This is a genomic window from Devosia sp., assembly GCF_028290645.1.
Lineage (GTDB): Bacteria > Pseudomonadota > Alphaproteobacteria > Rhizobiales > Devosiaceae > Devosia_A.
The window spans coordinates 1-18,989 of sequence record NZ_JAQGJL010000406.1; the positions used below are offsets into that span (position 1 = coordinate 1).

General features: G+C 65.6%; 18 protein-coding genes. 8 read left to right on the plus strand and 10 right to left on the minus strand.

The annotated features are described in order from the left end of the window. A partial coding sequence (locus JWQ89_RS21475; RefSeq protein ID WP_299644554.1) for an RNA polymerase sigma factor region1.1 domain-containing protein occupies positions 1–1,431 on the minus strand: 1,431 nt, incomplete at its 3' end. 175 nt (positions 1,432–1,606) lie between these two features. Beyond that, positions 1,607–3,556 (minus strand): DNA primase, encoded by a 1,950-nt coding sequence (gene dnaG, locus JWQ89_RS21480; protein WP_299644556.1) that lies wholly within the window; start codon positions 3,554–3,556, stop codon positions 1,607–1,609. A gap of 138 nt (positions 3,557–3,694) precedes the next feature. Here dnaG and JWQ89_RS21485 point away from each other — a divergent pair, with 138 nt between their 5' ends. Then, positions 3,695–4,573: a YihY/virulence factor BrkB family protein gene (locus JWQ89_RS21485; protein ID WP_299644559.1), complete on the plus strand. Its 879-nt coding sequence runs from the start codon at positions 3,695–3,697 to the stop codon at positions 4,571–4,573. A 147-nt stretch (positions 4,574–4,720) separates the two neighbouring features. Here JWQ89_RS21485 and JWQ89_RS21490 read toward each other — a convergent pair whose 3' ends face one another. Continuing rightward, on the minus strand, positions 4,721–5,287 hold the full coding sequence (locus JWQ89_RS21490; protein ID WP_299644561.1) for a DUF308 domain-containing protein: 567 nt from the start codon (positions 5,285–5,287) through the stop codon (positions 4,721–4,723). Between the two features lie 142 nt (positions 5,288–5,429). On the opposite strand from JWQ89_RS21490, the gene JWQ89_RS21495 reads away from it, so the two are divergent. Next, positions 5,430–6,596, plus strand: a complete 1,167-nt coding sequence (locus JWQ89_RS21495) for an MFS transporter (RefSeq protein ID WP_299644562.1) — start codon at positions 5,430–5,432, stop codon at positions 6,594–6,596. Here JWQ89_RS21495 and JWQ89_RS21500 read toward each other — a convergent pair. Together JWQ89_RS21500 and JWQ89_RS21505 are read right to left on the minus strand one after the other, a co-directional pair. Then, on the minus strand, positions 6,593–7,042 hold the full coding sequence (locus tag JWQ89_RS21500) for a GatB/YqeY domain-containing protein (RefSeq protein WP_299644564.1): 450 nt from the start codon (positions 7,040–7,042) through the stop codon (positions 6,593–6,595). The two genes, JWQ89_RS21495 and JWQ89_RS21500, sit on opposite strands and share 4 nt — an antisense overlap. Positions 7,043–7,045: 3 nt before the next feature. Next, positions 7,046–7,417 (minus strand): VOC family protein, encoded by a 372-nt coding sequence (locus JWQ89_RS21505; protein ID WP_299644567.1) that lies wholly within the window; start codon positions 7,415–7,417, stop codon positions 7,046–7,048. Between the two features lie 129 nt (positions 7,418–7,546). Here JWQ89_RS21505 and carA point away from each other — a divergent pair, with 129 nt between their 5' ends. After that, a complete protein-coding gene (gene carA, locus JWQ89_RS21510; RefSeq protein WP_299644570.1) occupies positions 7,547–8,752 on the plus strand; it encodes a glutamine-hydrolyzing carbamoyl-phosphate synthase small subunit in 1,206 nt (401 codons plus the stop codon). 66 nt (positions 8,753–8,818) lie between these two features. Here the strand turns inward: carA and JWQ89_RS21515 are convergent, their stop codons facing one another. The 3 genes from JWQ89_RS21515 to JWQ89_RS21525 all read right to left on the minus strand — a co-directional run bounded on the left by JWQ89_RS21515 (position 8,819) and on the right by JWQ89_RS21525 (position 10,732). Then, on the minus strand, positions 8,819–9,070 hold the full coding sequence (locus tag JWQ89_RS21515; RefSeq protein ID WP_299644572.1) for a hypothetical protein: 252 nt from the start codon (positions 9,068–9,070) through the stop codon (positions 8,819–8,821). Positions 9,071–9,295: 225 nt separating this feature from the next. Further along, positions 9,296–9,808 (minus strand): cupin domain-containing protein, encoded by a 513-nt coding sequence (locus tag JWQ89_RS21520; protein WP_299644574.1) that lies wholly within the window; start codon positions 9,806–9,808, stop codon positions 9,296–9,298. Positions 9,809–9,832: 24 nt separating this feature from the next. Beyond that, a complete protein-coding gene (locus tag JWQ89_RS21525) occupies positions 9,833–10,732 on the minus strand; it encodes a neutral zinc metallopeptidase (protein WP_299644576.1) in 900 nt (299 codons plus the stop codon). Between the two features lie 221 nt (positions 10,733–10,953). On the opposite strand from JWQ89_RS21525, the gene JWQ89_RS21530 reads away from it, so the two are divergent. The 3 genes from JWQ89_RS21530 to JWQ89_RS21540 all read left to right on the plus strand — a co-directional run bounded on the left by JWQ89_RS21530 (position 10,954) and on the right by JWQ89_RS21540 (position 15,021). Next, entirely contained in the window at positions 10,954–12,927 is a 1,974-nt protein-coding gene (locus JWQ89_RS21530; protein ID WP_299644578.1) for a bifunctional 2',3'-cyclic-nucleotide 2'-phosphodiesterase/3'-nucleotidase, read from the plus strand. A 188-nt stretch (positions 12,928–13,115) separates the two neighbouring features. Continuing rightward, the gene (cfa, locus tag JWQ89_RS21535) at positions 13,116–14,210 is read left to right on the plus strand and encodes a cyclopropane fatty acyl phospholipid synthase (RefSeq protein ID WP_299644580.1); all 1,095 of its coding nucleotides are present in this window, start codon (positions 13,116–13,118) and stop codon (positions 14,208–14,210) included. 4 nt (positions 14,211–14,214) lie between these two features. Further along, positions 14,215–15,021 (plus strand): ribonuclease, encoded by an 807-nt coding sequence (locus JWQ89_RS21540; RefSeq protein WP_299644582.1) that lies wholly within the window; start codon positions 14,215–14,217, stop codon positions 15,019–15,021. Positions 15,022–15,067: 46 nt separating this feature from the next. Here the strand turns inward: JWQ89_RS21540 and JWQ89_RS21545 are convergent, their stop codons facing one another. Next, entirely contained in the window at positions 15,068–15,253 is a 186-nt protein-coding gene (locus JWQ89_RS21545; RefSeq protein ID WP_299644585.1) for a hypothetical protein, read from the minus strand. A 141-nt stretch (positions 15,254–15,394) separates the two neighbouring features. Between JWQ89_RS21545 and JWQ89_RS21550 the strand changes: the two genes are divergently transcribed. Both JWQ89_RS21550 and JWQ89_RS21555 read left to right on the plus strand, forming a co-directional pair. Beyond that, positions 15,395–16,159, plus strand: a complete 765-nt coding sequence (locus tag JWQ89_RS21550; protein ID WP_299644587.1) for an ABC transporter ATP-binding protein — start codon at positions 15,395–15,397, stop codon at positions 16,157–16,159. Next, the gene (locus JWQ89_RS21555; RefSeq protein WP_299644588.1) at positions 16,159–17,694 is read left to right on the plus strand and encodes a permease; all 1,536 of its coding nucleotides are present in this window, start codon (positions 16,159–16,161) and stop codon (positions 17,692–17,694) included. Before JWQ89_RS21550 ends, JWQ89_RS21555 begins: the two co-directional genes overlap by 1 nt. On the opposite strand, the gene JWQ89_RS21560 is transcribed toward JWQ89_RS21555, so the two are convergent. After that, on the minus strand, positions 17,691–18,863 hold the full coding sequence (locus JWQ89_RS21560) for an MFS transporter (RefSeq protein WP_299644591.1): 1,173 nt from the start codon (positions 18,861–18,863) through the stop codon (positions 17,691–17,693). The two genes, JWQ89_RS21555 and JWQ89_RS21560, sit on opposite strands and share 4 nt — an antisense overlap. Between the last annotated feature and the right edge of the window lie 126 nt (positions 18,864–18,989).

The window sequence follows — 18,989 nt, forward strand, 5'->3', positions numbered from 1 at the left end:
CAGGCCGCGGTTCGTGTATTTCTTGGCGATCGAGATCACCAGGCGAAGGTTGGCTTCCACCATCTCCTTCTTGGCGATCGCTGCTTCGCGCTCGCCCTTCTGCACCTTGTGAACGATGCGGCGGTACTCTGCGATATCGAGACCAGTTTCCGTCGCCAGCGTCTGGATGTCGCCGCGCAGCTCGTTGGCCGTATCGACTTCGCGCTTGGCGAACTCCGCCCAGCCCTTGCCCTCGCGCGTCGAGACCGTCTCGATCCAGTTCTGGTCGAGTTCGCTTCCATAATAGGCTTCGAGGAAGCTCTCGCGCTTCACGCCATAGCTCTCGGCGAGGCGCAGCAGCCGGCCTTCCAGCCGGACGAGGCGCTTGTTGATGTCGTAGAGCTGCTCGACGAGGCTCTCGATGCGGCTCTGGTTGAGCGACAGCGACTTCACGTCGGTGATCACTTCGGAGCGCAGACCCTCGAGCTTCTTGAGGTCGGAAGCCGTGGCAGGAGCATTGCCGGCGATGCGGTCCTCGGCGTGCCGGTCCTGCATCTTGCGCATCTTGCCATAGGCTTCGGCGATGCGGTCGAAGGTCTCGACCACCTGCGGCTTCAGCTCGGCTTCCATCGCCGAAAGCGACAGCGAGTTCTCGAAATCGTCGTCCTCGTCCTCGACCGGATCCTGCGGCGCTTGCGGCTCCTCGGGAACGTAGTCGTCATCCTCGTCGCCGCTGCGCGCGCGGGGCGCGGGCTTCGCGGCGGGCTTTGGCTCTTCCCTGACCGAAGCCGGGCGCTCGATCTCGGACGGCATCACCGGCGCCGCCTGCTTGGCGTCGGGGCCGGCATAGGTCGCCTCGAGGTCGATGATGTCGCGCAACAGGATTTCGGCATTCGCCAACTGGTCGCGCCAGATGATGATGGCCTGGAAGGTCAGCGGGCTCTCGCACAGCCCCTCGATCATCGTCTCGCGGCCGGCCTCGATGCGCTTGGCGATAGCGATTTCGCCCTCGCGGCTGAGCAGCTCCACCGAGCCCATCTCGCGCAGGTACATGCGCACCGGATCATCAGTCCGGTCGCTGCCTTCGCGGGTATTGGATTTCGATGCGACCGCCGTACCGGTGCGCTCGGCGAGTTCGGTCGATTCCTCTTCTGGGGTATCGGGCTCGGCCTCTTCGACCTCGTCCTCGTCGACGACATTGATGCCCATGTCCGAGAACATCGCCATGATGTCCTCGATCTGCTCGGAGGTGACTTCCTCCGATGGCAGCACGGCGTTCAGCTCTTCATAGGTGACGTAACCGCGCTTCTTCGCGGTCTTGATCAACTTCTTTACGGCGGCATCGGATAGGTCGAGCAGCGGGCTGTCAGGCGCCTCGCCTCCTGCTGCACCGGCAACTTCCGGCTTCTCTGCGTCTTTTGTCTTGGTCTGGGTCGCTGCCTTGGTGGCCATCTAGCTGCTGCTCCGGGGGCCCGATAGGGGGTGGGCGCCGATAGTCGTTAAGTGGTCACGGCTTGATGCATCGTAAAGAGAATGGCTGGCGCGACGGTTTACGCCGTGCCGTCACTAGTTCGTCACCCGGAACTGATTCGCCCATAAGCGAAATCGCGCGTACCCGCCGTTTCGTCTAGAAACTGCGTGTCGCGCGCCCTGATAACGAACCAAACCCTTCGATCAATGCCTCTGTGCCATCGACGGTGGTGATCTGGTTCTGGATGTCCCGCAGCCGTTCGAATGTTTCCTCGCTCGGGTCGTCGCCCAGCGCCAATTCGGCTGCCTTGAGAGCCTTATTTAGCTCAACGGATTTGTAATGCAAGGCCAGCGCATGACGTATTCCGATCTCGGCGTCCGGATCGGCGATCTCCGCCCCGCTCTGCCATACCCCCTGCCGGGCGAGCAAATCCCGCATTTTCTCGATCTGGTCGCCGAACCCCCGCACCCCCAATGCGGCATTAAGCGCCTCCGCGCTGATTTCGTGATCGCGCGTCACAAGGTCGAGAAGCGCCCCGAGCAGGTTCCGCGAGGTCGGCGACGACAGCTCCAGCGACGCAAGTGATTCGAGCCGGCTGTCGGCCAGCGCCGGATGGTTCACCAGCGTCATCAGGATCGCCGCCTCGCGCGGCGTCGCGTCGAGCCCCCTGCCCGGCTTCAGCAGCCGTGAGTTCCTGAGCGTGTCCGACACCACCACGCGCGGGCTGCCCCGGCCGGCGAACTGGTTGCCGCCGTTGCGGCCACCCCGCTTGTCGTTGCCGCGCTGGCCACCGTCCCGCCGCTCCCAGCGCTGGTTGCGTACCGGGGCGAAGAATGCCGAGAGCTTCTCGTCGAACGCCTGCATGTAGTGCCGCTTCACCGAAGCCTCACCGATCGCCCCGGCCCGCGCCCTGAGCCGCGATTCGAGCGCCGCCCGCGCCTCCGGCGTCTCCGGCACGATGCCGCCCGTCTCGATGCTCCAGATCACGTCCGACAGCGAGCGGGCCCGGTCGATCACCTCGGCAAACGCCCCACGCCCCTCGGCCTTGATCAGGTCGTCCGGGTCCTGCCCCTCGGGCAGCGTCGCGATCTTCACCGTCCGCCCCGGCTGCAGGTGCGGCAACACGATCTCCGTCGCCCGCGCCGCCGCCCGCTGCCCCGCCCCGTCGCCATCGAAGCAGAGCACCGGCTCGTCGCTCATCCGCCACAGCATCTGCAGATGCTCCTCGGTCAGCGCCGTGCCGAGCGGCGCCACCGTCCCCTCGAACCCCGCCGTCACCGCCGCGATCACGTCGAGATAGCCCTCGACCACGATCACCGACTTGCCGGCACGCGCCGCCTCGCGCGCCGTCTGGCCGTTGTAGAGCGTCATGCGCTTCTTGAAGAGCTCGGTCTCCGGCGAGTTGAGGTACTTGGCCGGCACGTCCGCCGACATCGCCCGCCCGCCGAAGGCAATGACCTTGCCGCGGAAATCGGTGATCGGGAACATCACCCGGTTGCGGAACCGGTCATAGGGCAGCGGCGACTCCTCGCGCACCACCACCAGCCCCGCATCCACCATCTCCTGCGCCGTCACCCCATTGGCGGCGAGATGCTCCTTCAGCCCGTTGGCGCTGTCGGGCGAATAACCCAGACGGAACCGCGTCTGCGCCGCCGCGCTCACCCCGCGCTCGTTGAGATAGCCGCGCGCCCGCGCCCCGATATTGTGGCTCAGCGCCGCCTCGAAATACTGCGTCGCGATCTCCATCACGTCGTAGAGCGAGCGCCGGCTCTCCTGCCGCGCCTCCTCGCGCTCGTCGCGAGCCGGCATCGGCACGCCCGCCATCCCGGCAAGCTTTTCCACCGCCTCGGGAAAGCTCATCCCGGCCTTCTCGGTCAGGAAGCGGAAATGGTCCCCCGACACCCCGCAGCCGAAGCAGTGATAGATGCCGCGCCGGTCATCGGCGTGGAAACTCGGGCTCTTTTCGCCGTGGAACGGGCAGCACGCCCACATGTCGCCGCGCTGCGGCTGGCTCTTGCGCTTGTCCCAGATGACATGCTCGCCAACCACCTGGGAGATAGGTAGCCGCTGCCTGATCTCATCGAGGAAGCCGTCGGAAAAGCGCATGGCCGATAGTTAGGCGCTGGACCGTGCAAAGTCACCGTCGAGGTTCACTGTCCACAGGCTCTGGTCTGCCGAAGCCCACCCCGGAGCAACCCTGTCGCAGTTGGACCGTTGAGAACTGAGCAACACGGGTCCCGCTGCATGGCCTCCCTCGACACCTCTGCCGAGCATCCCAGCACTTTCGAGCGCTGGAAGAACGTCGTCTTCGGCACGCTCAAATCCTATTTCACCGACCCGGACACCTCTCCCCGCTGTGCCGCAGCAGCATTCTTCGGCTTCCTGTCGTTCTTTCCGGCCATCGCCACCGTCGCTCTGATCTACGGCATCTTCGCCGATCGCGCGCTGGTGGCCGAGACCATCGAGAGCGTGCGCTACATCGTCCCCGACATGGCCCTCGACATCGCCGCCGAGCAGCTGAAGCTCCTCGCCTCGCAGCCTCCGACGGCCCTCGGCATCGGCCTCCTCATCTCGATCCCACTGACGCTCTGGAGCAGCTCCCGCGGCGTCGACGCCCTGCTCTTCGCCATGTCGCGGGTGCGCCGGGAAAAGGGCAAGCGCGGCTTCTTCCTCTCGCTCCTCTACGCCGTGGGCCTCAGCCTGGGCGGCGGCATCTTCCTCGTCCTCGCACTGGTTACCGTCGCGGGCCTGCCGGCGCTGATCCCCTGGCCGTCGGGCGAGGAGATGGTCGTCCTGGCGCTGCGCTGGCCCATCATGCTCATCTTGAGCGTGCTGGTGCTCGGGGCGCTCTACCGCTGGGGGCCCGACCGCCACCCGCGAAAATTCCGCTACATCTGGCCCGGCGCCATCCTCGCCTCCCTCCTCTGGCTGCTCGCCGGCGCGATCTTCTCCATCTATGTCGAGAACTGGGGCAACTACGAAGCCACCTTCGGCTCGGTCTCCGCCGCCGTGGTGCTGCTCCTCTGGCTCTACAACTCCGCCCAGATCCTCGTCCTGGGCGCCGCCTTCAACGCGGAAATCGAACTCCACGCCTCGCAGCGGCCGGACGTAGGGAGCCGCTGAAAAAGCTCGGCCCCTGCGCCTCGCCGTGGGGGACCGAGGGGCCGCGACGGTCTCGCAAAAAAGTGCGGCCCACTTGTCTCCGCGCGATTCCCCACTGACAAGAAAACCCCGATGGCCCAGGCCAGTCGGGCGCGTGGGCAGGTCCGCTCAGACGCTCGCGCCGAGCCCCCTCAATTGCCAGGCGATATACAGCTGAAACAGTCCATAGAGGATCATCAGCACGCCGACGATGCTCACCAGCACCATGGCGCTGCTGAGCGGCATGAAGATCAGCAGCAGGCCGAACAGCAGGTACGCCCCGGCGCTCAGCATCTCGGGCCAGAACGTCCCCTCGCGCATCACGCTGCGACCACTCACCGTTACGTAGAGCGCGAACGCCCCGGCCAGCACCATGATCACCCCCACCGTGATCACCAGCGCCGAGATACCTATCGAGGAAGCCAGGGTGGGGAACGCCACGATCAGGACGCCGGCGAGGATCGCTAGGATATGCCGGGTTACCGAAACGCCGAGGCGTGGGCTCGTCCGCCCGCCAAACAGCAACCCCCACAGCCCGAGCGCGCCGTCGATGATGACGATGATTCCGCCCACCCATACCAGGGTCGCCAGCGCCAGCTGCGGCGCGAAGAGTGCGAACAGTCCGCCCGCCAGCATCAGAACGCCGCGGATCGCCGCGAAGATGCCCGGCCAGTTGAATCGAGCCTCCGTCGCCATCCTCCCCTCCTCGTTTCACTTTGTCGCAGGTTAGTCCCTTTCGAGCCCGGGCCAAAACCATATCGGGCCCAGGCCACCGGTGCTTGCATCGCGCGGTCCGGCATGATCCTGTCCCGCGCTTTGTTGATTTGAGGATTTTCTTATGCCGATTGCCATCTATGCCCTGGCGCTCGCCGCCTTCGCCGTTGGCTCGGCTGAGTTCGTCATCTCCGGCATCCTGCCGGCGCTGGCCGGGGACCTCGCAGTCTCGATCCCCGTCGCCGGCCTCCTGGTCACCGCCTACGCCATCGGCGTCGCCATTGGCGGCCCGGTGATCACGGTATTCACCTCGCGCTTCTCGCAGCGCAACGTGCTGATCGCCGTGATCGCCCTGTTCTCGATCTCGCAGGTGATCTGCGCCATGGCCCCGGACTACGGCCTGCTGCTCGCGGCGCGCCTGCTCTCCGCCGCCGCCCACGGCGTGTTCTTCGGCGCCGGCAATATCGTCGTCACCGCTCTCGTCCCGCCGGAGCGCCGGGGTGGCGCCCTGTCACTGTTCGTAAGCGGCATCACCGTCGCCAACCTGCTCGGTCTCCCCGGCGGCAGCGCCATCGGCCTCCACTATGGCTGGCGGGTCACCTTCCTCGCCGTCGCGCTGCTCGGCGCCATCGCGGCGATCGTCCTTTTCCTCCGCATTCCCGATACGCGCGTCGCCGGCGAACGGCACGCCACCTTCGGCGAACAGGTCCGCGAACTCCGGCACCAGGAGGTCTGGCTCTCCTACCTCACCATCGGCCTCGTCATGGTCGGCGCCCTCGCCTTCGGCACCTACCAGGTGCCGATCATGCTCAACGTCACCGGTCTCCCGGTCGACATCATCCCGATCTACCTCCTGATCGGCGGCCTCGGCTCAGTGCTGGGCATCTATCTCGGCGGCCGTGGCACCGACTGGAGGCCGATGCCGACCCTGATCACGGTGCTGCTTCTGCAGTCGCTGCTCTATTTCACCATGCTCTTTGCCATGCACGACAAGGTCTGGATGACGGTGAACCTCCTTGGCTCATCCGTCCTCGGCTTCGCCTTCTCCACCCCTCTGCAGGCGCGCGTCATCCACGCCGCCCACGCCGCCCCCAACCTCGCCTCGTCGCTGATCTCGACCGCCTTCAACATCGGCATCGCCGCCGGCGCCTTCATCGGCGCCATGCTGCTCAGCAGCGGCGTCAGCTATGCCGATATCCCCGCCGTCGGCGTGGTGACGAGCCTGCTCGCGGCAGGCACCGCCAGCCTCTCGTGGCGGCTTGAACGGCGGCGGCAGGTGGTGACAGCTTAACCCAGTGCCGCCTTCACCTTCCCCGAGGCCTTTGAGAAATCGATCCGCCCCGGATAGTCCGCCTTCAGCGAGGCGATGACCTTGCCCATGTCCTTGCCCCCGGCCGCGCCGGTCTTGGCGATGGCGGCACGGATCGCCTCCTCCACCTCGGCGTCGCTCAGCCCCTTGGGCAGGAACTCGTTGAGGATCGCGATCTCCTCGCGCTCCACCACCGCCAGGTCCTCGCGCCCGGCCTTCTCGTAGATGCCGAGCGATTCCTCGCGCTGCTTCACCATCTTCTGCAGCAGCACCAGCACATCCTCGTCGCTGAGCGGGCCCTTGCCCTGCCCGCGCGCATCGATGTCCTTGTCCTTGATCGCGGCATTGACCGCGCGCAACGTCGCCGTGCGCCGCTTGTCGCCCGCCTTGAGCGCCGTCTTGTAGCCCTCGCTGATCGCTTCACGCATTCGCTAACTCCTTGGTGCGGGCGGCACGTCGGCCACCATCGTCAGATTTCCGTCGGGGTCCTTGAAGGTGAAGAACACCCCGTCCGTCACCGGTCCGACGCTCTGCGCGCCAAGCGCCAGTACCTGCGCACGGGCGGCATGAATGTCGGACGTATTGAAATGGAAGACGGGCTTGTTGTCATGCGGTCCCGCAAAATCCCTGCTGTCCAGCACCAGCCCGCTGCCGGCCCGCATCGGCACGACGTGCAGATGCCCGAACAGGATCTCACCGCCGGGCTCCAGCCCGAGCAGGCCACGGTACCAGTCCCGCGCCGCTTCGATATCGCGCACCGGCACGAAAACCGTCCCTATTTCCCGCCCGATCGCACTCGTCATCGCGTCTTGTCCCCCCGCTTTGCCGGTCCCATATAGCGCAATAATGCCTAGGCGCCACTTGCGCTTGGGCGGGCCCCCTTCTAATGAGAGCCCTCAACCGACACCGACCCGAACCCTTGGAGCCCCGCCATGACCGGCTGGCAGCAAAAACCTGCGACCGCCCTCCTGCTGCTCGAGGACGGCACCCGCCTCGAAGGTCATGGCATCGGCGCCATCGGACACTCGGCGGGCGAGGTGTGCTTCAATACCGCGATGACCGGCTACCAGGAGATCCTCACCGATCCCTCCTATGCCGGACAGATCATCACTTTCACCTTCCCGCACATCGGCAATGTCGGCACCAATGACGAGGACATCGAGACGGTCAACATGGCCGCGCTCTCGGGCATCCGCGGCTGCGTGCTGCGCGCCGACATCACCAACCCCTCGAACTACCGCGCCGTCGAAAAGCTCGATGCCTGGCTGAAGAAGCGCAACATCATCGGCATCGCCGGCATCGACACCCGGGCACTTACGGCCCGTATCCGCGAGCACGGCATGCCGAACGGCGTCATCGCCCATTCGCCGGATGGCTATTTCCACGAGCCGTCCATGCAGGCCGAGCTCAGGAACTTCCCTGGCCTCGAAGGCCTCGACCTCGCCCGCGAAGTCACCACCGCGCAGACCTACCACTGGGACCAGACCCCCTGGACCCGGACGGGTGGCTATGGCCGGCTGGAGAACCCCCAGTTCCACGTCGTCGCCATCGACTACGGCGCCAAGCGCAACATCCTGCGCCAGCTCGCCGACCAGGGCGCGAAAGTCACCGTGGTCCCCGCGACTGCCACGGCGAAAGATGTCCTCGCCCACAATCCTGATGGTATCTTCCTCTCCAACGGCCCGGGTGATCCGGCCGCAACGGGGAAATACGCGGTGCCGACAATCAGAACCTTGATGGAAACCGGCAAGCCGATGTTCGGGATCTGCCTCGGCCACCAGCTGCTCGGTCTCGCCGTGGGCGGCAAGACGCAGAAGATGCACCAGGGCCATCACGGCGCCAACCACCCGGTGAAGGACCTGACCACCGGTAAGGTCGAGATCACCTCGATGAACCACGGCTTCGCCGTCGACACCGAGAGCCTCCCGGCCAACGTCAAACAGACCCATGTCTCCCTCTTCGACGGCTCCAATGCCGGGCTCGAGGTCGAGGGCAAGCCGATCTTCTCGGTGCAATACCACCCCGAAGCCAGCCCCGGCCCGCACGACAGCCACTACCTGTTCACCCGCTTCCTCAATCTGGTGCGCGCCCAGAAGGGACTGCCGGAAGTCACCGAGCACGCCAAGTCGGCGGAATAACCCCTCATAGCGAAGGGGTCGCCCGTTGCCGGACGACCCCCCTGACCTTGGCTGGTCGAAACCTGCTTACTGCGCGGCCGGGGCCGGCAGAGTCGCCAGGTAGGCGTCAAATTCCGCTTGGTCGAGCGAACCATCCTTGTTCGCATCGGCAGCGTCGAACGCTTCCTGCGTCAGATCGGGCCAAGCCACCTGCGCCTCAGCGAGGCTTACGCCGGCGCTGGTGTCCGTATCGACGGACGGAAAGGTGATGGCCGCTGCCTGGGCGAACGCCGCCGAGGAAAGGCCAATGGCCGCGAGAGTGATCAGGATCTTCTTCATGGAGTCTTTTCCTTCCATGTGAACGTCAGTCGACGCCGGTGGCCCGGCATCGGCGAAAGGCCTCAACGCCATCCGCAGGTCAGCAGACTAAGCCGGAATGTGATCGCAAACCGGCCGGATAGCGGCTCCTGCGCGATCAATTGCTGGCCATTTCAGGGGACGGCTGGAACAGCGGGAAACGTGGAACCCATTGGGGATGCTATGCGTTTCCGATGGTTTTACCGGCTAGAGCCAGTGCGAAACGAGCGGCCCGAGGCGGCCGCCGACGGGGTCGGACGTGGGCTTCGGCACCCGCGCAATGTTGTGGTCGGCCATCGGCCGATCACCCGATTCGCCGCGCAGCAGATCCCAGGTCTGGCCCGGCGGGTAACACCCGACGACGAGGAAATCGCTGCTCGAGTCGAGCCGCCGGTGCGCAACGCCCGCCGGAATGACGATCACGTCGCCGGGATCGACATCGAACTCCCGCCCCTCCGGCCCGCCCAGCATCAGGCGCGCCGATCCGCGCGCCACGCCCAGCGTCTCATGCGCCGTCGAGTGATAGTGGTGATAGGTGAATACCGAGGCGCGCCACGCCGGCGGCCAGCCATTGGCCTCGAACAGCGCCTCCATCGCCTCGGGGCTGGCCTCGCCGCGCGGCAACGCGGCCTCGTAGAACAGCAGTGGCAGGCGGCTGTTTGGATACGTTCCGTCGTCGAAGAATCGTTCGATCCGGAATCCGCCGAGATGTCCTTGCATCGTCACGCCAGGCCTTCGAGCTCGCTAGTTGCTGCCTTGGAACGTGTCGCACTGGCTGACGTCGCCGGTCTGCATGCCCTTCTTCAGCCACGCCATGCGCTGCTCGGAGGTGCCGTGCGTGAAATTGCGCGATGAAACCTGGCCGCGCGTCAGCGTGTCGTCGCCGATCTGGTTGGCCGCCTTGATCGCCTCCTCGACGTCTCCCTGCTCGAGATAGTTTTCGCGGTTGACGTAATTGGCCCAAACCCCGGCGTAGCAATCGGCCTGCAGCTCGACCTTCACCGAGTAGGCGTTCTGCTGCTCCTGGCTCATCGAGCCGCGCTTCTGGTTGAACTCGGGCAGGATGCCCGTCTGGTCCTGCACGGCATGGCCGATCTCATGCGCGATCACATAGGCCTGCGCGAAATCGCCCGGCGCGCCGAACTGCTGGCGGAGCTGGTCGTAGAACGCCAGGTCGATGTAGACCGACTTGTCGTTGGGGCAGTAGAATGGCCCCGATGCCGACTGCGCCACGCCGCACGCCGACTGCGTGGCATCGCTGAACAGCACCACCTTCGGGGGCCGATAGGTCAGGTTGTTCTGCTTGAACACATCAGTCCACAGATTCTCGGTATCCTTGACCACCACGCCGACGAACCCGGCGAGTTCGTCCTGCCCGGCATTCGAGGAGGGCGACCACTGCTGGCTTTGCGGCGCCACCGAGCCGCCATTGCCCGTCACCATGTCGAGCGGGTTCTGGCCCGTGACGAACCAGATGATACCCAGCACAACGATGATGCCGATAAGCCCCAATCCCCCGCCACCGGCCCGGCCCATCGGGATACGGCCGGTGCCGAGACCTCCGAGGTTGCCGCCAAAGCCGCCACCACCCTGGCCGCGCCGGTCCTCGATATTAGAACTGCGCTCACGCCCTTGCCACTTCATCTGGAGTCTCCCTTGGACCGGCAGCGGATCGTACTGCCATTCAGCCTTCTGCGGCAAATTTGACCGGATGGTCTGCAAAGGCCACTGTCACAATCGCCGTCGTCATTGCAACGTCACGCGGCGGCGGCATCTGAGGCCATCCATCGCCATGCCGGATAACCGGCCAGCGGGCGGGTTGTTCCGCGAGGCGATGACTTCTCGTAATGTTGTGGGAGACGTCAATGAACTACAATTACTCAATTTCCCGCCGCGCCTTCCTCGCCGGCTCGGCAACGCTCGGCGCCGCCGTGGTGCTGCACCCCTTCGCGGTGCAGGCTGCAGCCGGCCAGGCCCATTTGCGCCTGATGGAGACCACCGACCTCCACGTCGCGGTCTTCCCCTACGATTATTATGCCGACGCGCCCAACGACACGCTGGGCCTCGCCCGGACCGCCGCGATCATCGATTCGATCCGTGCCGAAGCCGGCAACTCGATCCTTATCGACAATGGCGACGTCATCCAGGGCAACCCGATGGGCGATTACATCGCCTATGAGAAGGGCCTGACCAACGAGCCCCACCCGATCATCGCCGCGATGAATACGCTGGGCTACGAGGTCGGCACGCTCGGCAACCACGAGTTCAACTACGGCCTCGAGTTCCTCGACGCCGCGATTGCCGCCGCCAACTTCCCGATCGTCTCGGCCAACCTCGTCAAGGGCGAGCTCGGCGCCGACCCTCTCGCGGACACCACCTATATCGCCCCCTACAAGATCGTCGAAAAAGAGCTGACCGACGGCGCCGGCGTCAAGCAGACCATCAAGCTCGGCTTCATCGGCTTCCTGCCGCCACAGATCATGACCTGGGACAACAGCCACCTCGCCGGCAAGGTCGACACCCGCGACATCGTCGAGACCGCCAAGGCCTATATCCCGAAGATGCGCGCCGAAGGCGCCGACCTCGTCGTGGCGCTCTGCCACTCCGGCATCGCCACCGACGCCGGTCCGAAGTCCGAGAATGCCGCGCTGCAGCTCGCCGCCGTCGATGGCCTCGACGTTATCGTCACCGGCCACCAGCACCTCGTATTCCCGAACTCCAAGGACTTCGAGGGCCTCGAAGGCGCCGACCTCACCGCCGGCACGCTCGCCGGCAAGCCTGCCGTCATGGCCGGCTTCTGGGGCTCTCACATGGGCCTCATCGACCTGCTGCTCGAGAAAGCCGATGACGGCAAGTGGACCGTCGTCTCGCACACCGCCGAAGCGCGCCCGATCTTCGAGCGTGTCGACGGCAAGGTGAAGCCGCTGGTCGAAAGCGTCGCCGGCGTGCTCGCCGCCGCGCAGGATGACCACGACGAGACCCTCGCCTACGTCCGCCGCCCCGTCGGCGAGACCGCGGCGCCGCTCCACTCCTACTTCGCGCTCGTCGCCGACGATCCGTCCGTGCAGATCGTGAACATCGCGCAGAAGTGGTACCTCGAGCAGATGATGAAGGGCACCGAATACGAGGCCCTGCCCATCCTCTCCGCCGCCGCTCCGTTCAAGGCCGGCGGCCGTGGCGGTCCGGACTACTACACCGACGTGCCGGTGGGTCCGGTTGCCATCAAGAACGTCGCCGACCTCTACCTCTACCCCAACACCATCCAGGCCGTGGTGATCACCGGCCAGGACGTGCAGAACTGGCTCGACCGCTCGGCCGGCATCTTCAACCAGGTCGCCGCCGGCAGCACCGACCAACCGCTCATCAACCTCGATTTCCCGGCCTACAATTTCGACGTGATCGACGGCGTCACCTACAAGATCGACGTCAGCAAGCCGGCGAAATACGGCCCCAAGGGCGAGGACATCGGCAATACCGAAAGCCGCATCCTTGATCTCCAGTTCGACGGCAAGCCGATCGATCCGGAGCAAAAGTTCGTCGTCGCCACCAACAACTATCGCGCCGGCGGTGGCGGCGGCTTCCCGGGCATCGGCCCCGACAAGATCGTCTTCAAGGGTCCCGACACCAACCGCGACATCATCGTGCGCTACATCGTCGAGCAGAAGACCATCGAGCCCAAGGCCGACAGCAACTGGTCCCTCGCCCCGATCGGCGGCACCGTGCTGTTCGAAACCGGCCCGAAAGCCGCCGAGCACCTCTCCGACGTCACCGCCGTGAAGATCGAGTCGACCGGTGACAACAACGAGGACGGCTTCGGCGTCTATCGCATCACGCTGTAGTCTTCGGTCTCGCCCATCGACCCTCTCCCTAAAGGGAGAGGGTCAGGGTGAGAGGTACAGTTTGAGCGCCCGGCGCACCGCTCCACCCTCACCTGACGCTGCCGCCCTTGACTTGCCTTTCCCGCGAGCATTGGCTTCCCCGGTTATCGTTTTGACTGAGCAGGGATACGATGGGAGCCACCCCACAAATGGAAGTCCTCCTCAAGGAGGCGGACATCACCCTCAATGGGTCCAATCCTTGGGACCCGCAGATCCACTCACCGGAGTTCTGGACCCGCCTCTACGGCCAGGGAACCCTGGGCCTCGGCGAAGCCTACATGGACGGCCTCTGGGACGTCGCCGACATGGCGGAGTTCTTCAACCGCGTCCTGCGTTCGCGGGTGCCCCAGGGCGTGCGCCCCACCCCCAACCTCATCTGGCAGATCGTCCAGGCCCGGATGATGAACATGCAGAGCGTGGCGCGTTCGAAGCGCGTCGCCGACATGCACTACAACCAGACCGAGGCCTACAAGGCCTCGCTCGACAAGCGCATGACGGGCTCATGCGGCTACTGGCCGGAGGGCGTCACCAATGTCGACGAGGCGCAGGAAGCCAAGCTCGACATGGTCTGCCGCAAGGTCGGGCTGCAGCCGGGCCAGACCGTCTGGGACATCGGCTGCGGCTGGGGCGCCTTCATGGGCTTCGCCGCCGAGCGGTACGGCGCCAACTGCGTGGGCGTCACCGTCTCGCCCGACCAGGCCGCCTATGGCCGCGAGCGGTACAAAGACCTGCCCGTCGAGTTCCAGGTCAAGGACTACCGCCTGTTTGAGGGCAAGACCGACCATGTCGTCTCGATGGGCATGTTCGAGCACGTCGGACACAAGAACTACCGCACCTATTTCGAGAAGGCGCACAGCGTCATCAAGGACGACGGGCTGTTCATGATGCACACCATCGGCTCGCAATGGTCGAGCGAGACCATCGAAGCCTGGCTGGAAAAGTACATCTTCCCCGGCGGCGTCATCCCCTCGATGGCGCAGATCGGCAAGGCCATCGATGGCCTCTTCAGCGTCATCGACATGCACAATATCGGCCCCCACTACGACAAGACGCTCTGCGCCTGGTACGAGAATTTCGATCGCAACTGGAAGAAGGATCGCACCCCAGAGGAGGAGCGCTTCTATCGCCTCTGGAAATACTACCTCCTCTGCTGCGCCGGCGGCTTCCGCGCCAAGGTGCTGCAGGTCTGGCAGTTCGTGCTGTCGACGCGGGGTGTGCCGGATGGATACGTGACGCAGCGCTGAGCGAATGAATCCAAGGCTCCTCGCCGCCCTGCTGCTCGCCTTCCTCATTGGCGGGGCAGTCTTCCTGTGGCTGAGACCGGCCAACGCCCCGCCGGCAGGGACCAGCACCACTGCCCCGACCGCGCCCGCTCCTGAGGCGAAACCTCCGGCCAAGTCAGGGTCTTCCGACCAGTTCCTGGTCCTCGCGGCAAGCTGGCAGCCGGCCTTCTGCGAGACGGCCAGGGGCAAGCCCGAATGCGCGCAACTCGGCAGGAGCAGGTTCGACGCCAGCCATTTCTCGCTGCACGGCCTGTGGCCCACCGACGAGTACTGCAGTGTCTCCGCCAACCTCGAACAGCTCGACCGCGACGGTCGCTGGTCGCAACTGCCGCCGGTGGAACTCGATCCGGCGCTGCAGAAGGTGCTCGACGAGGTGATGCCCGGTACGCGCTCCCAGCTCGAGCGGCACGAATGGATCAAGCACGGCACCTGCTTCGGCGCCGATCAATCGCGCTACTACAGCACCGCCGCGCTGTTGCTCGACGCCCTCAACGCCTCGAACGTGCGCGATCTCTTCGCCGACAATATCGGCAAGACCCTGACTCGCGATGAGATCCGCACCGCCTTCGACGACAGCTTCGGCACCGGGGCCGGTCAGCGCGTGCGGATCGCCTGCGACACCGACGGCAAGCGCCGCATCATCAGCGAGATCACTATCGGCCTATGGGGCACGCCCGGCGACACTCCAAACCTCGGCAAGCTCATCCGCGCCGCCCGCCCTACGGACGGGGGCTGCATTGGGGGCATCGTCGATCCCGCTGGACCGCAATAGAAAACGGGCGACCCGTGGCCGCCCGTTTTCGAAATGGAATTGTCGGTTACTGCCCGTCGGGCTTCACGTCGACCGTTACTGCCGGAACGTCGACATCAACGGTGCGACTCCCGCCGCCATTATTGTTGAAGAACACGAAGAAACCGATGACCAGCACTGCCACCAGAACGATGCCGGCGATAATGCCCACGCCGCTACCCCGGTTGTCGATGATAGTTTCGCGATCAGCCATTTACTGGCTCCTTTATTGTTGTAGCTCGCAGACTTAACGGACGGGAGCGCACAGGGTTCCGGTCAATCGTTCTTAACCGATCCGGTTCACTCCACGGCAACGCACGCCGCATAAGGTCCGGACAACGCACCGGAGCCTCGCATGCCGACCCCCGATTTTGCCCTCGACATCTCAGGGCTCAAGAAGAGCTTCGACCGTCCGGTCGTCATCGATCTCGAGCTGAAGGTGAAGGCGGGCGAATTCTACGCCCTGCTCGGCCCCAACGGCGCCGGCAAGACCACCATCCTCCGCATGGTCGCGGGGCTCCTGAAACCCGACGCCGGCTCGATCTCGGTCTACGGCATCGACACGGAGAAGGATCCGATCGCCACGAAGTCCATCGTCGCTTGGGTCTCCGACGAGCCGATGGTCTACGACCGCCTGACTCCCCTCGAATATCTCGAGTTCGTCGCCGGCCTCTGGCGCATCGATGCGCGCGAGGCCGAGCGGCATTCGAACGAACTGATCGACTGGCTGGGCCTCCGGCCGCACGCCAATGAGCGCTGCGGCGGGTTCAGTAAGGGCATGCTGCAGAAGGTCGCCCTCGCTGGCGCCTTGGTGCACGACCCGCGCCTCATCATCCTCGACGAGCCGCTCACCGGCCTCGACGCGGGCTCCGCCCGGCAGGTCAAGGACGTGCTCAAGCAGAAGGTGGCGGCGGGGGTCACCGTGATCATGACCACCCATATCCTCGAAGTCGCCGAGCGCATGGCCGAGCGGATCGGCGTCATCAACCACGGCCGCCTCGTGGCCGAGGGTACGCTGACGGAACTGCGCGCCAGGATCGGCCGCGAAACGACGCTCGAGGAAATCTTCCTCGATCTGGTCGGCCAGAAGGAAGCCGACATCGCCGGTGTCGCCGCCTGATGAGCACGCCCGCGACGCTTTCCTGGTTTGCCGCCCACGAGTTCCGCCTCGCCTGGCGCGACTGGCTGGCCATGACCACCGGCGGCCGCAAGGTGCGCGGCTTCGTGCTGTTCGCAACCCTGGCGCTCTTCTACCTCGGCCTTCATTTCCTCGCCAACGCGCTGCTCGGGCCCTGGATCAGTGACGGCATCAACAGCGACAAGCCGACGCTGGTCCTCGTCACCGGCACCGGCTTCCTGTTCTGGACCGTGATGCTGAGCCAGGCGCTCGAATCGGTCACCCGCGCCTACTATTCGCGCTCGGATCTCGACCTGATCCTGAGCTCCCCTGCCTCGTCGGCCAGCGTCTTTGCCGTGCGCACCGGCGCCACCGCTTTCGCGACCGTGCTGCTCGCCTGCCTCCTCGCCAGCCCGATCATCAACGTCATCGTCGCCTACGAAGGCCCCCGATGGCTCGCCGCCTATGGCGTCCTCGCCGGCCTCGGCGCCCTCGCCGCCGCGATCTCGGTGCTGGTGACGGTCGGCCTCTTCCGCAGCATCGGGCCGGCGCGCACCCGGCTGGTCGCCCAGATCATCGCCGGCATCGTCGGCGCCGGTTTCGTCATCGGCATCCAGGCCGTAGCCATCCTCAGTTTCGGCAACATGAACCGTTTCTCGGTGCTGCAATCGCCGGAGTTCGTGGCCGCCACCCCCGATCTATCGAGTCTGCTTTGGCTTCCCGCCAAGGCCGCCCTGGGCGATCTTGGCGCCACGCTGCTGGTCGTGGCGATCGGTTTCGGCGCTCTTGCCCTCGTCATCCGCCTGACTTCAGGCAGCTTCGCCCAGCACGCCATCGCCGCCGCGGGCGTCTCGGCCACCCGCGTGCAGCAGACGGCCTCCACCCGCCCTTTCCGCAAATCTTCCCAGCGCCATGCGCTGCGGGTGAAGGAGTGGAAGCTGCTGCGCCGCGACCCCTGGCTGCTCAGCCAGACGCTGATGCAGATCCTCTACCTGTTCCCGCCCGCACTGCTGCTGTGGGTGTCCTACGGCCAGAGCGCCGGCACCTATGTCGTGGTGATCCCGGTGATCGTCATGGCCGCGGGGCAACTCGCCGGCGGCCTCTCCTGGCTCGCCATCTCGGGCGAGGACGCGCACGATCTCGTGGTTACCGCGCCGATCCACCCGCGCGCCGTTCTGGTCGCCAAGATCGAGGCGGTGCTCTGCTCGGTCGCGGTGATCTTCGCGCCACTGCTGTTGCTGGTCTGGATCGCGTCGTGGGATCTCGCCTGGATCACGGCGATCTTCGTTGCCGTCTCGGCCAGTTCCGCCACGGCCATCCAGCTCTGGTTCCGCGTGCCGATGCGGCGCGCCATGTTTCGCCGCCGCCAGGTCGCATCGCGCGCCGCCACCATCTCGGAAGCGCTAAGCTCCATCATGTGGGCGGGCGCCGCCGTGCTGGCGGCCGGTAATTCGTGGCTGGCGGCGCTGCCGGCGACGCTCGCCCTTATCATCCTGCTCGCGGCCTGGGCCCTCAGCCCCAAGGGCAAGCGGGTCTAGGCCGCCTCTGGCGCCGTCTCGCACCCATCGGGCGCGAGATAGGCCACGACGAGCGCCACAACCGCTGCTGCGGCCCCGAACCAGCCGAGATAGCCGATACCCAGGTTCTCGAGCACGAGGCCGCCCACCAGCGCCGACAGCGCTCCGCCGATATTCATCGAGGTGAGGTTGAGGGAAGCCGATAGCGGCACCGACCCCGGAGCCAGTGCGGCCAGCCGGTGCAACTGCGGGGGAAAGAACCCCCACGCCGTCACGCCGTAGAGCACCATGTAGATAAAGAACGCCGGCAGGATCGCAGGCCGCGGCAGCATGGCCAGCATCGGAAGCGAAGCGAGCAGCACGATCAGCAGGCCGATGATCACCAGCACCGTCCGCTTCCCGCCGATCCGGTCCGACAGGTAGCCACCGAAATGGTTGCCCACCATCGCCCCGATGCCGAAGGCGAACATCACCAGTGGCAGCAGCACCCGGTCGATCCCCAGGAAGTCGGTGGTCACCGACGCGAGGTAGTTGAAGAAGATGAAGGTCGCGAGCACCACGATGCCCGACGTGAGGAGCGTCATCGGCACCCCGGGCACCTTCAGCACGCTGAGCCGCTCCCTGATGCTGCGCGGGTCGCCACGGATATCGCCGGGCAGCTTCAGCCACATCGTCGCCGAGGCGAGGATCGCGAGCACCCCAAGCCCCAGATAGGCAACCCGCCACCCAAAAAACTCGGCGGCCAGCGCAGCCAGCGGCGCACCCACCGCCACGGCGATCGAGCCGCCCATCACCACGGTAGAGATCGCGCTGCCGCGCTTTCCCGGCGCAGCCAGCGCCACCGCGGTGGATTGCGCGGTCGAGGTGAAAAGCCCCGCCCCAAACGCCAGGAGCGTGCGCGCCAGCACCAGCATCAGGAAGCCCGGCAGCAGCCCGAGCAGCAATGCCATCAACCCGAACAGCAACTCGGCGCCAGCCACCACCGTCCGCCGGTCGACATGCCCGAAGATCGTCGACAACACCGGCGTACCGATTCCGTAGGCGATCGAGTACCCGAAGATAAGGTAGCCCGCCTGAGCAACGGTGACCCCGGTCTCCTCGCTGATGGCCGGAAGAACGCTGACGATAAGAGAACTCTCGACGCTGCCGGCAAATGCCCCCAGCGCCAACCACAATAGTCTAACGTCCATCGTCGAGCCCCTCGTCCCGAGGAGCAGTAGGAGAGGCCCAAGGAGCGGTCAAGACACGGTCGCTACGACCTTTAGCCGAACCGCGTCATCGCAAGTCGGACGACATTTCCCAGGTCAGCACTCTGA